The 12278-nt window shown below is 73.8% G+C and carries 10 protein-coding genes; 3 read left to right on the top strand and 7 right to left on the bottom strand.

The window, feature by feature from the left end; all coding sequences use genetic code 11:
* Positions 1-14: 14 nt before the first annotated feature.
* The 5 genes from DEJ50_RS26600 to DEJ50_RS26580 all read right to left on the bottom strand — a co-directional run bounded on the left by DEJ50_RS26600 (position 15) and on the right by DEJ50_RS26580 (position 7735).
* On the bottom strand, positions 15-2288 hold the full coding sequence (locus DEJ50_RS26600) for a molybdopterin-dependent oxidoreductase (RefSeq protein WP_150210617.1): 2274 nt from the start codon (positions 2286-2288) through the stop codon (positions 15-17).
* Positions 2289-2374: 86 nt separating this feature from the next.
* Complete coding sequence (locus tag DEJ50_RS26595; protein ID WP_150212383.1) at positions 2375-3004, bottom strand: TetR/AcrR family transcriptional regulator; 630 nt, start codon at positions 3002-3004, stop codon at positions 2375-2377.
* 21 nt (positions 3005-3025) lie between these two features.
* Positions 3026-4324, bottom strand: coding sequence for a hypothetical protein (locus DEJ50_RS26590; protein ID WP_150212382.1), 1299 nt, complete (start codon positions 4322-4324; stop codon positions 3026-3028).
* Positions 4325-4427: 103 nt separating this feature from the next.
* Positions 4428-5276 carry a hypothetical protein gene (locus DEJ50_RS26585; RefSeq protein ID WP_150212381.1) on the bottom strand — a complete coding sequence of 283 codons (849 nt, stop codon included), beginning with the start codon at positions 5274-5276 and terminating at the stop codon, positions 4428-4430.
* Between the two features lie 137 nt (positions 5277-5413).
* Positions 5414-7735, bottom strand: a complete 2322-nt coding sequence (locus DEJ50_RS26580; RefSeq protein WP_150210616.1) for a right-handed parallel beta-helix repeat-containing protein — start codon at positions 7733-7735, stop codon at positions 5414-5416.
* Between the two features lie 148 nt (positions 7736-7883).
* Here DEJ50_RS26580 and hmgA point away from each other — a divergent pair, with 148 nt between their 5' ends.
* Both hmgA and DEJ50_RS26570 read left to right on the top strand, forming a co-directional pair.
* Complete coding sequence (gene hmgA, locus DEJ50_RS26575; protein WP_150210615.1) at positions 7884-9197, top strand: homogentisate 1,2-dioxygenase; 1314 nt, start codon at positions 7884-7886, stop codon at positions 9195-9197.
* 74 nt (positions 9198-9271) lie between these two features.
* Positions 9272-10021 (top strand): GntR family transcriptional regulator, encoded by a 750-nt coding sequence (locus tag DEJ50_RS26570; RefSeq protein ID WP_150210614.1) that lies wholly within the window; start codon positions 9272-9274, stop codon positions 10019-10021.
* A gap of 42 nt (positions 10022-10063) precedes the next feature.
* Here DEJ50_RS26570 and DEJ50_RS34095 read toward each other — a convergent pair whose 3' ends face one another.
* Positions 10064-10225 (bottom strand): hypothetical protein, encoded by a 162-nt coding sequence (locus DEJ50_RS34095; RefSeq protein WP_190344707.1) that lies wholly within the window; start codon positions 10223-10225, stop codon positions 10064-10066.
* Positions 10226-10340: 115 nt separating this feature from the next.
* Between DEJ50_RS34095 and DEJ50_RS26565 the strand changes: the two genes are divergently transcribed.
* Complete coding sequence (locus DEJ50_RS26565; RefSeq protein ID WP_190345051.1) at positions 10341-11450, top strand: type ISP restriction/modification enzyme; 1110 nt, start codon at positions 10341-10343, stop codon at positions 11448-11450.
* Positions 11451-11489: 39 nt separating this feature from the next.
* Here the strand turns inward: DEJ50_RS26565 and DEJ50_RS26560 are convergent, their stop codons facing one another.
* Positions 11490-12209, bottom strand: coding sequence for a TetR/AcrR family transcriptional regulator (locus DEJ50_RS26560; protein ID WP_150210612.1), 720 nt, complete (start codon positions 12207-12209; stop codon positions 11490-11492).
* Between the last annotated feature and the right edge of the window lie 69 nt (positions 12210-12278).

Here is a 12278-nt window from a genome sequence, read left to right as displayed (position 1 = left end):
AGCAAAACCCCAGCTCAGGGTAGGGGAACGAGCTCCACCTCCACCGGGAAGCCATTGAGGACGGCGGTCCCGGACAGCGGGTCCAGCCGACTGCCGTCGAGCAGCTGGTTCACATTGGCCCCCGGCTGAGCGGAGGCGGCGGACAGCCGGGTGCCGGGCCGGTCGTGGCCCCAGCCGTGCGGCAGGCTGACCACCCCGGTCCGCACGCTGTCGGTGATCTCCACCGGCACCTCCAGCGATCCGCCGTCGGCACTGATCCTGGCCGCCTTCCCGTCCACGAGTCCCAGCCGGGCGGCATCCAGCGGATGCACCTGAAGGGTGCACCGGTTGGAACCTCCGGTGAGGGCCGGGACGTTGTGCAACCAGCTGTTGTTGGACCGCAGATGCCGGCGGCCGACGAGCACCAGGGCAGCGGGGCGTTCCGCCAGCGCCGCGTGCAGCCTGGGGAGTTCGGCGGCGATCGGTTCCGGCAGCAGCTCGATCCTGCCGCTGCGCGTCTTGAGTACGCCCGGGAGCCGGGGCCGCAGCGGGCCCAGGTCGATTCCGTGCGGGTGCGCGAGCAGGCGCTCCAGCCCGAGGCCGCCGTCGGCCGCGGCCTCGTGGGCAGGGGAGGTACCGAAGCCGAACCGGTCCCCGTACGGGCCGAGTCGGAGCATCATGTCCAGCCGCCGCTCCGGCGCGGAGGTGCCGGCGAGCAGGCCGGCGAGCCGGTCCGGGTCGGCTCCGTGCAGCGGTGAGCCCGGATCGGCAACGGCCTTGGCCAGGCCTGCGCGGATCGCCAGGTCGTCCACGGCGGCCGGGGCGGCGGCGCCGTGCATGCCGGACACGGCGAGGACCAGGCGTGCCTGGATCTCGCATTCGTCCAGCCGGTCCTCGTCGAGGGGGACCGCGGCCGGGCTGAAGCGGACCTGGTTGCGTACCGCGAATCCGTTGAAGGCGAAGTCGAAGTGTGCGCTCTGCGAGGGCGGCGGCGGGGGCAGCACCACGTGGGCGTGCCGGGATGTCTCGTTCAGATAGGGGTCGACCGAGACCATGAAGTCCAGGCCGGCCAGGGCCGCGTCGAGGCGCCGGCCGTCGGGCGCGGACAGCACCGGGTTCGCGGCGATGGCGATCACCGCGCGAATGCGGCCCTCCCCCGGTGTGTCGATCTCCTCGGCGAGGGCGGCGAGGGGGAGTTCGCCCTTGGCCTCGGGGTGGCCCGACACCCGGCTGGACCAGCGGCCGAGGGCGAAGCCCTTGCCCGGACCGGCCGCCCGGGGCGCGGGGGCGGTCGCGGAGAGCGGGAAGAGGGCTCCGCCCGGCCGGTCGAGATTGCCGGTGAGGATGTTGAGTACGTCGACCAGCCAGCTGGCGAGAGTTCCGTACTCGACCGTGCAGCTGCCCATCCGCCCGTACACGGCGGCGGTGGGGGCGGCGGCCAGCTGACGGGCGAGCGCGCGGATCTCCCGGGCCGGGAGGTCGCAGGCGGGCGCGACCTCCTCGGGGGTGAAACGGGCGAGGGCTTCGGCGAGTTCCCGGAGGTCTCCGTCGAGCAGGTCCGTCAGCGGGCCGGGGTCGGCGAGCTTCTCCGCGAGGAGGGTGTGGGCGAGGGCGGCGAGCAGCAGGGCGTCGCTGCCGGGCCGGGGCGCGAGATGGCGGTCGGCGAGTCGGGCGGTCCGGGTCCGGCGCGGATCCACGACCACCAGGGTGCCACTGCGGGCCCGCAGGGCCTTCAGCCGGCCGGGGAAGTCCGGGGCGGTACACAGACTGCCGTTGGATTCGACCGGGTTGGCGCCGAGGAGCAGCAGGAAGTCGGTGCGGTCGAGGTCCGGGACCGGGATGGCGAAGGGGTCCCCGAACAGCAGACCGCTGGAGACGTGCTTGGGCATCTGGTCGAGGGTGCTGGCCGTGAACAGATTGCGGGTGCCGAGGGCCTTGAGCAGCAGCGGCGGATAGAGGGCCCCGGCCATGGTGTGGACGTTGGGGTTGCCGAGGACCACGCCGACCGACTGGGCCCCGTGCTCCCGGACCAGGCCGGGGACGACGGCGGCGATGGCCTCGTACGCCTCCTCCCAGCTCGCTTCGCACAGCTGCCCGTCGCGCCGGACCAGCGGGGTGCGGAGCCGGTCGGGGTCACCGTCCACCCCGCCGAAGGCCGCGCCCTTGGGGCAGATGAAGCCGCGGCTGAAGACGTCCTCACGGTCGCCGCGGGCGCCGGTGACGGTGGTGCCGTCGAGGGTGAGGGTGAGTCCGCAGGTGGCTTCACAGAGCGGGCAGATGCGCAGGGCGGTGCGGGGAGCGCTGGGCATGGGCCCTCCTGGGGGCGGCAGGCTGCGGCACGCGGGCAGGCCGAGCATACCGACCGGTAGGCACGGGCGGGAGGGTCCGGCGGTCCTCAGTCCAGGACGCGGGCGAGATAGGCGTGCATCATCGCCCGGGTCTCGTCGACGATGTCCCGGTCACCGGCCGGGTCGGAGCGGAAGGCCAGCTGGATCAGGGCGTCGGTGGCCTCGACGGCGACCAGGACGGCGCGCCGCAGGGCGGCGTCGGGGGTCCGCCGGAGGTGGGCGCAGAGAAGTTCGGTGAGGCGGGCGGCGACGAGGTGGTTGGGGTCGGCGGGCGATTCCTCGGCCGGCGGCGCCGGCACCCCGAAGTCGACCAGGACGAAGCCGGGGACGCTCCGCTTCATGGCGAGGTACTCGTCCAGCACGGCGTCCACGACCGGCCGCCAGTCGGTGCCCGGGAGCACGGCCAGCCGGTCGGCGATGCCCTCGGCGTAGCGGTCGAGGTTGCGGTGGGCGAGGGCGTCGGCCATGGCCCGCTTGTTGCCGAAGAACCGGTACACGGAGCCGATGGGTACCCCGGCCCGCAGCGCGACGGCACGGGTGCTGAGGTTTTCGTAGCCGGTCTCGTCGAGCAGCTCGGCACAGGCGTCGAGGATCCGGGCGAGCCGGTCGGCGCTGCGCTGCTGGACCGGGGCGCGGCGGAGGGAATGGGCGGGAGGCAGGGGGGACACGGGGTCCATCATGCCGCTCCTCGAAGTCGATCAGTTCAGCAGGAGTCCGATTCCGCCGAGGGTGTAGATGATCATCAGCGCGAGCAGCGGGAGCTGCCCGGCGACGGCCCGGGCGGGCGGGAAGAGCCGCACGGAGCGGTCATGGGCCGCGACCACACCGAGGACGTGGCCGGTGACCACGGCGATGACCTGGAGGGCGGCGAGGCCGCCGGGCCCCAGGGGCGGAGCGGGTTCGGGGGCGTTGTCAGTGCCCAGTGCCATGATGACTGTGCGTGGTCCTTCGGTCACCAGGAGGGAGAAGTAGTGGGCGATGAGATAGCCGAGGGCGATCGGCAGCAGTGAGTGCGCGAAGGCGGTCAGGGGGCCGGGGAGCGGGCCGGAGACCAGGCGGGTGGCCGCCGCGCACAGGCAGTAGAGGGCGGCGACGAGGGCGATGGAGCCGAGGAGTCCGAGGGTGGCCGTGGGGGTGCGGCCGAGGGGGGAGGTCTGGACGGTATTGATCCAGGAGGGGGTGTCGGAGAAGCCGTCGTAGGCGGTGGATCCGAGCAGGACGCAGACGGTGGCGAGCAGTCCGGGCTGCTCGGCCGTCCCGTCGAGTCCGTGGAAGGGGTTGCGGAGGACCAGGCGGCCGTCGCTGCGGCGGCCGAGGGGGGAGAGCCGGGACAGGAGCACGGAGTACGCCTCGAAGGCGTCTCCGTGGGCGAACCAGCGCGCGCCGTAGCGGGCGGCGAGCAGCAGCTGGGCGGCGGTGTAGCAGAGCACGGCGGTCAGGAGGGTGGTGGTCGATGCGGGGTCGGGGGCGACGAGTTCGAGCCAGGTGAAGCAGAGCAGTCCGAGTGCGGCGGGCCGGATGCCGAGGCGGGCCGGTATCGGGCGGGCGGCAGCCGGGCGGGCGGGGTCCGGGCGGGCGGCGGCCCGGCCCCCGGCGGCTCGGTTCCGGATCCGCTCGAGGAGGCGGTGAACGGTGCGCAGCGGGCTGAGGAGGCGCCAGACGGGGCCGAACAGGAGGGAGGCAGGGACCAGACCGACCCAGAGGAGGACGTAGACGGCACCGGGCGCCGGGTTCCGCTCGGGGTCGTCGGGACCGAGGAGGAGGTGCAGCAGGACGAACAGGGCCGCGGCGAGCCCGGCCACCCGCAAGACGGTACGGGTGGCAGGGGCATCGGCGAGGCGTTCCAGGCGGGCGGGCAGCGGGCGGCCGGACCGGTCGCCACGGAACCGGGAGGTGGACCAGAGCAGGCCGAGGGCGAGGAAGGAGACGAACAGGGCGGTGAAGGCACCGGCGAACGCATAGAAGGGAGAGATGGGCAGGTCGTGGCTGGCCCCCACGCCATGGGCGAGGACCTCGCCGAGGTCGGCCCGGAGACCGGCCCCCGGGCCGGGAGCCGGGCCCGGGGCCGGGCCCGGGAAGGTGCCGCTCGTCCTCACCCGGTCACCGGACCACGAGCTGGGTGAGGACGAGGCCGGACTCGTGGGTTTCGACCTCGAAGAGACCGGTGCGGTCCACCGTCAGGACCAGGGTGGCCTCCCGGCCCGGGGGCAGGGCCAGTTCGCGGTCGTAGCCGTGGACGTGCAGGGTGTCGGCGCGGTCGCTGGTGACGCGCAGGGCAACGCGCTCGCCGCGCTTGAGCTCGGTGCGGCCGGGGGCGGGGCTGACCTTGCCGTCGCGGACGGAGACGGTCACGGTCCGGTCCGCCTCGGGGACGCCCGGTGCCGGGACGCCCGGTGCCGGGGTGCCGGGCGCCGGGGTGCCCGCGGACGGTGGGGTGCCGTGGGTGTGGCCCGGGGTGGCGCCTGGCGCGGCTGCGGTGAGCTGCGCCGTGGCCTGGACCGGCGTGCCCGCGACCGCCCAGGCGGTGTGATCGTCCGCGTACAGGCGGACGGTCAGGGTGTGCGGACCCGGCGGTACCTGCGCGGCCGGCAGGTGGTGCCAGGGGCCGTACAGCCGGGCCAGTTTCCGGCCGTCCAGCTCCAGATGGGCATGGCCCGCGCCCGGGAGGGCCGCGCCGCCGGTGCTCCCTGGAGTGAACCGGAAGTTCTGCACGGCGAGTTCGAGGTTCCAGCCGTCCTCGGTGTCGGGGCGGACGGTCAGGCGGACCTCGGGGGCGCCGTCGGCGGGGACCTCCCGGTAGCGGTGGCCGGCCGCGTCCGTGGTCTCCAGCAGCCTGCCGGTGCTGCCGGAGGCCTGCTCGTGGCTGGTGCCGGGCCTGTGGTGGGTGGTGGGCCGTCCGCCGCAGCCCGCCGCCAGGCCGGCCGTGACGAGCAGGGCGACGGCGAGCAGGGCCGCGGGGCGGCGGCTCCGGCGGGTGCGGCGGCTGCGGCCGGGCCCGCCGGGCGAGCCCGGCGGCGTACCGCCGGCCTGGGCGGCGGGCTGCCCGGCCGGGGTTGCCGCCCCGGCCGGGCCCGCCTCGGGGGTGCTCACGCCGCACCCCCGAAGGGGCCATCGCCCGGGGTGCCCCCGAACCGGGGACCGCCCGCCGGGCCCCCGTCGGCGCCCCGGACCGGGCCGCGCCCCCAGGGGCCGCCCGCAGCCCCGTCGGCGGCCCCGCCCCCGGCTCTCCCCGCGCGCCCGCCCGGGGACGCGCCCCGGGCCGTGCCCGGGCCCCCGCCCGGGGGCGGGTCGGCGGTGGCTACTGCGCTCAGGGCCGGGGTGGGGCCGGGCGGGGCCGGGGTGCGGTCGCCGGCGGGGTCCTCGTCCGGGCCGCCGGGGGTGCCGCTCACCCGGCCGGGGCCGGGGCGGGCCGATGCGATCACGGCCCACAGCACCCAGACCACGGCCACCAGTCCGCGGAACCAGGCCGGGCTCAGCGGAATCCAGGGGATCATCAGGACCGCCTTGTCGAAGGCGTCGAGCAGGGTCAGTCCGCCCAGAAGGAGGGTGAGGCGGGCGAGCCAGGGGCGGTCCGGGCGCAGGGCCAGGCCGATCCCGGTCCACCACAGGCCCAGCAGGAGCAGGGCGAGGGCGGGCACGAAGGTGCCGGTCAGGGACATGGTCGAGCCCGCCACGTCCAGGGCCAGACCGGCCAGGCCCAGCAGCGAGGCCACCGTGGCCGGCCGGCTGCCGCGCAGCCTGCGCCACCACAGGATGCCGCCGACCAGCAGCAGCACCGCGGCCACCGCCAGCGCCGCCTGCGTCTCCACCCGTTCCAGACCGCGGGCGCCGTACCAGTCGCAGCCGGCCGGCAGTCGGCGGGCCTGGACGTTGTAGTCGGAGCAGACCAGCAGCTGGACGAGTTTCACCGGCTCGCCGGCCAGCCGGTGCGAGGAGCCGGAGACGTCTCCGCGGGCCTTGCCGCACTCCGGAACGGTGCCCGGGCTGGACCCGTCCGGGCCGTTCTGCCAGCAGTTGCCCTTGCCCTGCCCGTCCCACCACACGTCCATGCCGTTGGGCCGGGAGGCGCCGGTCTTGTCCTTGCCCAGGATGTTGCCGGCGTACCGGTTGTGGTGGGAGGTGTCCGCCTGCTTGGACCAGGCGGACTCCCCCCGGATGAAGGCGGGGACGGCGCTGAGGAAGAACGCGGCGCGCCGGTGCCCGTACACCCAGTTGTTCTCGTAGATGTTCCAGTTGCCGCCCGCGGTGATGATGCCCGTGCCGGGGGGCATGGAGATCTGCGGGCAGACCACGCCCTGCTCGTAGCCCCGGTCGATGGGCGGTTTGGCGCAGGTGCCGTCGGCCACGTGGCGGTAGTAGTCCTGGTTGTTGTCGTGGATCAGGTTCCGCTCGAACTTGGCGTGGTTCTGCGGGAGTCCGGGGTGGCCCGGGAAGGCGCTGTCCATGGAGGCGCCGCCCATGTTGTGGTCGAACTCGTTGTCGTGGACCCAGACCGAGTCACCGGCGGTGCCGGAGTAGCCGACCATGTTGTGGTGGCTGCGGCAGCCGGTGATCTCGATGGAGTAGCGGGGCACGTCGTAGCCGCGGCCCTCGTTGATGTTCGAGGCGCTGCCCAGGTAGATGCCGGAGTCTCCGTTGCCGTAGGACTCGCAGTTCTTGTAGAGCCCGTGGTCACTGGCGAAGGTCAGGAAGCCGTATTCGTCGTTCCAGCGGGTCAGGACGTCGTCGATGACGAAACCGTCGCCGGCCAGCACGTACAGCGAGTTGAAGGTGGTGCGCTGGGCGGTGAAGTTGCGGAAGTAGATGCCGTTGGACCGGTCCGCGCGGAGTCCGTTCAGCTTCTGGTACTTGGCGTCGATGACCACGTCCAGCCGGGAGGCGCCGGTGCCCTCGATCTGCAGGTTGGTCTTGCCCATGATGGCGACGAGGTTCTGGTTGTGCCGGCACTGCACCTGCTGCTCGTAGCTGAGGATCTGGTAGCCGAAGGAGGAGCCGGGCGCCTTCAGTGCGGCGCACTCGCCCGTCGGCTTGGGCAGTGAGGGCTCCTCCTCGTAGAGGCCGGGCAGGATCGCGATGTTCATGCCCGGGCGGTCGACCTTGTCGACGGCCTCCTGCAGGTGGCGGAAGCCGCTCTGCTCGCAGCGCGCGAAGAGGGCGAGGTTGCGCTGCCTGAGTTCCTCCGGGAAGCCGGCGATGCGTTTCTCGAACGCGGCCCGGTCGGTCTTGCAGACAAGGAGGTCGGGTTCGGCCTTTCGGTACTCCGGTACCGATCCGGAGCCGTCGGGGAAGGTGACGGGCCGCTCCTCGTGCGCCTGCGCGGCGGGCGCGGCGAGGAGCAGGGTCAGGAGGGCGAGGAGGGCGGCGAGGAGAGCCGCCGGAACGGCAGGGAGCCTGCGGGTCCACGACATGCGCGTGAGAGTAGAGCAATGTTCATCTTTTCGGATCCCCTCGCGCACGACCCTTTTCCCGCCGCCTCCGCCCCGGTCCGGCGTTGACGCCACGGCCGCGGAATCCTACTGTCGACCATAGGATTCCTTCGACGGAGTGGGAGCAGGCATGAGCGAGCAGGCGAGGAAGACGGCGGAGGGGCTGGTGTATCTCACCGGCTTCGGCAACGAGCACAGCTCGGAGGCCGTCCCCGGCGCCCTCCCCCTGGGCCGCAACTCCCCCCAGCGGGCGCCCTTGGGCCTGTACGCCGAGCAGCTCAGCGGCAGCGCGTTCACCGAGCCGCGCGCCCACAACCGGCGCTCCTGGCTCTACCGGATCCGCCCCTCGGCCGCGCATCCGCCCTTCACCCGCATCGACAACGGCGGACTGCGCACCGCCCCGTTCACCGAGACCGTCCCGGACCCCAACCGGCTGCGCTGGAACCCGCTGCCCGACCCGGCCCCCGGCACCGACTTCCTGTCCGGCCTGTGGACCCTCGGCGGCAACGGTGACGCCGCCCAGCGCGCCGGCATGGCCATCCACCTCTACGCCGCCAACGCATCCATGACCGACCGGGTGTTCAGCGACTCCGACGGCGAACTGCTGATCGTCCCGGAGCGCGGCGGACTGCTGCTGCGCACCGAGCTCGGCCTGCTGCGCGCCGAGCCCGGGCATGTGGCGCTGATCCCGCGCGGGGTGCGCTTCCGCGTCGAGCTGCTCGACGCCGATGCCCGCGGTTACGTCTGCGAGAACTACGGCCAGCCCTTCCAGCTGCCCGACCTCGGCCCGATCGGGGCCAACGGCCTCGCCGCCGCCCGCGACTTCCAGGCGCCCGTCGCCGCGTACGAGGACATCGAGCGGCCGACCGAGGTGGTCAACAAGTTCTGCGGCAACCTGTGGTCCGCGACCTATGGCCACTCCCCCCTGGACGTGGTCGCCTGGCACGGCACCCACACCCCGTACGTCTACGACCTGCGCCGCTTCAATGTCCTGGGCACCATCAGCTACGACCACCCGGACCCGTCGATCTTCACGGTGCTGACCTCGCCCTCCGACACCCCGGGCCTGGCGGGCGTGGACTTCGTGGTGTTCGCCCCGCGCTGGCTGGTCGGCGAGGACACCTTCCGGCCGCCGTACTTCCACCGGAACGTGATGAGCGAGTACATGGGCCTCATCGAGGGCGCGTACGACGCCAAGGCCGAGGGCTTCGTGCCCGGCGGCGGCTCGCTGCACAACATGATGTCCGCGCACGGCCCGGACCGGGAGACCTTCGACAAGGCCAGCGCCGCCGAGCTGAAGCCGCAGAAGATCGACGACGGTCTGGCCTTCATGTTCGAGACCCGCTGGCCGATCACCGCCACCGCCCAGGCGGCGGGCGCGGATCACCTCCAGCGGCGGTACGACGACGTCTGGCAGGGTCTGCAGCGGCACTTCCGCGCCTAGGATTCCTGCACGCCGCAGGCCTGCCGCGGGCCTGCGGCAGGCCGCACCCCGCCCCACCCGTTCGGAGAACCGCCGTGACCGCCTTCGCACCCGACTCGCTGGTACTCAACCGGAAGCTGCCGCTCTGGTACCAGGTGTCGCAGTCACTGCGCGCCTCGATACTCGGCCGCACCCCGGACTCCTCGCTGCGCCTGCCCACCGAGGAGCAGCTGGCCGAGCACTACGGGGTGAGCGTGCTGACCATGCGGCAGGCGCTCAAGGAGCTGGAGCAGGAGGGCCTGATCAGCCGGCACCGGCGGCGCGGCACCTTCATCGAGCCGGGGGCCCGGCGCAGTGCCCCGGTCCGGCTGCTGGGCTCGGTCGATGCGATCGTGGCCCAGCAGTCGGGCGAGCGCACCACGGTGCTCGGGCAGGAGCGGGGACCGGTCCCCGGGGACCTCGCCGAGTACTTCCCGGATGCCGCGGAGCTGGTCACCTACCGGCGGCTGCGCCGCGATGGCACCACGGGCGAGCCCACCAACTGGGCGGAGAACGCGGTCCGGCCGGAGCTGGCCGCGGCGGTGGAGGCGGCCGATCTGGAGCGCTGGCCGATGACCAAGGTGCTGCGGGACGTGGTCGGCGTCCGGATCAGCCGGATCACGGACACGGTAGAGGCGCGGCTGGCCGACCCGGCCACCGCCGAGCTGCTGGACGTACCGCTGCTGAGCCCGATCCTGCACTACACGGGCGTGACGTACGACGAGGACGGCCGGGTGGTGGATGTGGCGCGGATCCGGTACCGGGGCGACCGGTTCTCCTTCACCGTGACCATGGACGCGCACTGAGCGGAACCGGTACCGGCGGGGCTGCTGCTCGCCGGGCTGCTGCTACTCGTCGTCCTCGGTTCCGCGCTCGCCCTCGGCCTGGGACGGGGTGGTGCGCATGGTCTGCGGGTGCTGCCGCTGCCGGCGCTCCTTCTCGTCCATGTCGTCGTCGAGCCGTTCGCCTTCGGCCTGTGATGGGGTCGAGTATTCGTCGTACTGGCTCATGGCCGCCTCCTCGGTCGGTACATGTGCGTACAAAAGGAGCGTAGCGTGCCCGTACCGGGGATGACCGCCTAGCATCGGCGCCGTGAGCGACGACGCGCTTCTGCTGGACGATCTGATGCCCTGGTCGGTGGCCCCGCTGAGGCTGGGCCGGGCCTGGCCGGCCGCCGCCGATCCCGCGACCCTGCGGGCCCGCTGGGCGGCGGTGACCTCGGCCGGGGGTGCCGAGCGGGAGCGGCTGTTCCGCCCGAGCCGGGCCCGTACGCCGGCCGCCGGGGCGGCGGCGCTGCCCGGGCAGCGCACCGGGACCGGGCGGTTCGCGCACGAGCCCGGGGAGTGTCCGGAGCCGGTACGGGTGCTGTCCGGGCCGTTCCAGGAGGAGTGGCTGCTGCCGGACCAGCGGCTCATCGACGCCGCGCGCCCGGAGCTGTGGCGGGTCCGGGACGCCCAGCAGCTGTTTCTCATGGAGGACCTGGTCAGCGCCCACCTTCCGGCCGGGCGGCTGGGCCGGGTGCGCCCGCTGCACCGGCGCCCGGGCGGCGCGGAGCCCAATCTGGCGCCGGGCCTGCTCGACTTCCTGGGCGGGCGGTACCGGACCTGGGTGACCCCGGAGGACCTGCTGTCCTGGGTGCTGGCCGCCGGCCGGCCGGGCCCGCGCGGGTACGAGGTCCCGCTCGCCGGCGATCCCGGGCGCTGGCGGGCCGGGCTGGAGCTCGGCCACCGCATCCTGACCGTCCAGCTGCGCGGGGCCCGCGGCGGGGAGCCGCCGAGGCTGCCGGGCGGGCGCCGGCCGTATGTGCGGGCCGCCGTGCCGGCCCGGCCGGACGGCCTGGCGTACGACCCCGAGACCGAGACCCTCCACCTGGGCTCCGGGCAGATCTCCCCGGTTCCGGCCGGAGCGTGGGAGTACGAGGTGCGCGGCGCCCGGGTACTGGAGGGCTGGTTCGCGGCCCGGACCGCCTACCGCGACGCGGACGGGCTGGAGTCGCTGGGGCCGGACCGGTGGCCTCAGGAGTGGACCTCGGAACTGCTGGGCCTGCTCACCACCCTGTCCCTGCTGGCGGAACTCGCCCCGGAGCGGGCCGCGTTCGAGACCGGCCCGGCCCTGGCGACGGCGGACCTGCACACCGCGGGCGTGCTGCCGCCACCGCGCTGGTCCCGCCGCCCGGCCTCGGTCCTGGAGCACCAGGAGGAGGGCCCGGGCGGGCAGTTCGCCCTGCCCCTCTGACCCTCCCCTGGGGACCCCTGACGAACCCCCGGGCGCCACCTACCCCCACCCCGCCAGCAGGCGTTCCACCGAGCGGTCGAAGGCGGCGTCCAGGTCCGGCGCGACGACCTCGTGCGCGCCGGCCGAGAGGGCCGCGGACAGCAGCGGGTACTCCCCCGTCGCCAGCCGCGAGCCGAGGTAGGCCGTCCGGGCCCGGCGCTCCGCGTCCTCGCTCCACGGCAGGGTCCTGGCCCGTTCGGCCAGGGCCAGTTCATTGGCCGCGTAGGCGGCCACCGCCCCGTTGACGGCGGCGATCAGCTCCAGCTTCTCGCCGGGCGTGACGTCCAGCGGCGCCAGGCAGTCCAGACAGTGCTCCAGGTACCGCAACGCGTGCGGGCTGAATCCGTACACGGGACTCAGCAGACCCGGCAGCCAGGGATGACGGTGCATCAACTCCCTTGCCTGGCGAGCCAGTCCGCGGAGGTCGGCCCGCCAGTCCCCGGTGGGGGCGGCCAGTTCATACTCGGCGCTCACCGCGTCGACCATCAGCTCGTACAAGTCCTCCTTGCGCGGCACGTAGTTGTAGAGCGACATCGTCCCGGCACCCACCGCGGCTGCGACCCGCCGCATGGACACCGCTTCGATGCCCTCCGCGTCGGCGATCCCGACCGCCTCCGCCGCGATCGAGTCGCGGCTGTGGGCCGGCCTGGGCCCGCGGCCGGTCCGCGGCGGGCGGGCCCAGATCACCACGGGTTCAGCGGAGCGCCCGCCGGCTGCCATCGGTCATCACCTCATCACCTCGTTCCTCGCCCACCATCCTAGTTACGTACACCGTACGTAGTCCGGTAT

The organism is Streptomyces venezuelae, assembly GCF_008642295.1.
In the GTDB taxonomy this organism is placed as follows: domain Bacteria; phylum Actinomycetota; class Actinomycetes; order Streptomycetales; family Streptomycetaceae; genus Streptomyces; species Streptomyces venezuelae_C.
Note: the sequence above shows the minus strand (reverse complement) of the source record. Positions and strands in the feature narration are given on the sequence as shown.

Excerpts from the sequence above, each read along its gene's own strand:
- DEJ50_RS26600 (WP_150210617.1), bottom strand. The coding sequence starts at position 2,288 with ATGCCCAGCGCTCCCCGCACCGCCCTGCGCATCTGCCCGCTCTGTGAA.
- DEJ50_RS26595 (WP_150212383.1), bottom strand. The coding sequence starts at position 3,004 with ATGGACCCCGTGTCCCCCCTGCCTCCCGCCCATTCCCTCCGCCGCGCC.
- DEJ50_RS26580 (WP_150210616.1), bottom strand. The coding sequence starts at position 7,735 with ATGTCGTGGACCCGCAGGCTCCCTGCCGTTCCGGCGGCTCTCCTCGCC.
- hmgA (WP_150210615.1), top strand. The coding sequence starts at position 7,884 with ATGAGCGAGCAGGCGAGGAAGACGGCGGAGGGGCTGGTGTATCTCACC.
- DEJ50_RS34095 (WP_190344707.1), bottom strand. The coding sequence starts at position 10,225 with ATGAGCCAGTACGACGAATACTCGACCCCATCACAGGCCGAAGGCGAA.
- DEJ50_RS26565 (WP_190345051.1), top strand. The coding sequence starts at position 10,341 with ATGCCCTGGTCGGTGGCCCCGCTGAGGCTGGGCCGGGCCTGGCCGGCC.
- DEJ50_RS26560 (WP_150210612.1), bottom strand. The coding sequence starts at position 12,209 with ATGGCAGCCGGCGGGCGCTCCGCTGAACCCGTGGTGATCTGGGCCCGC.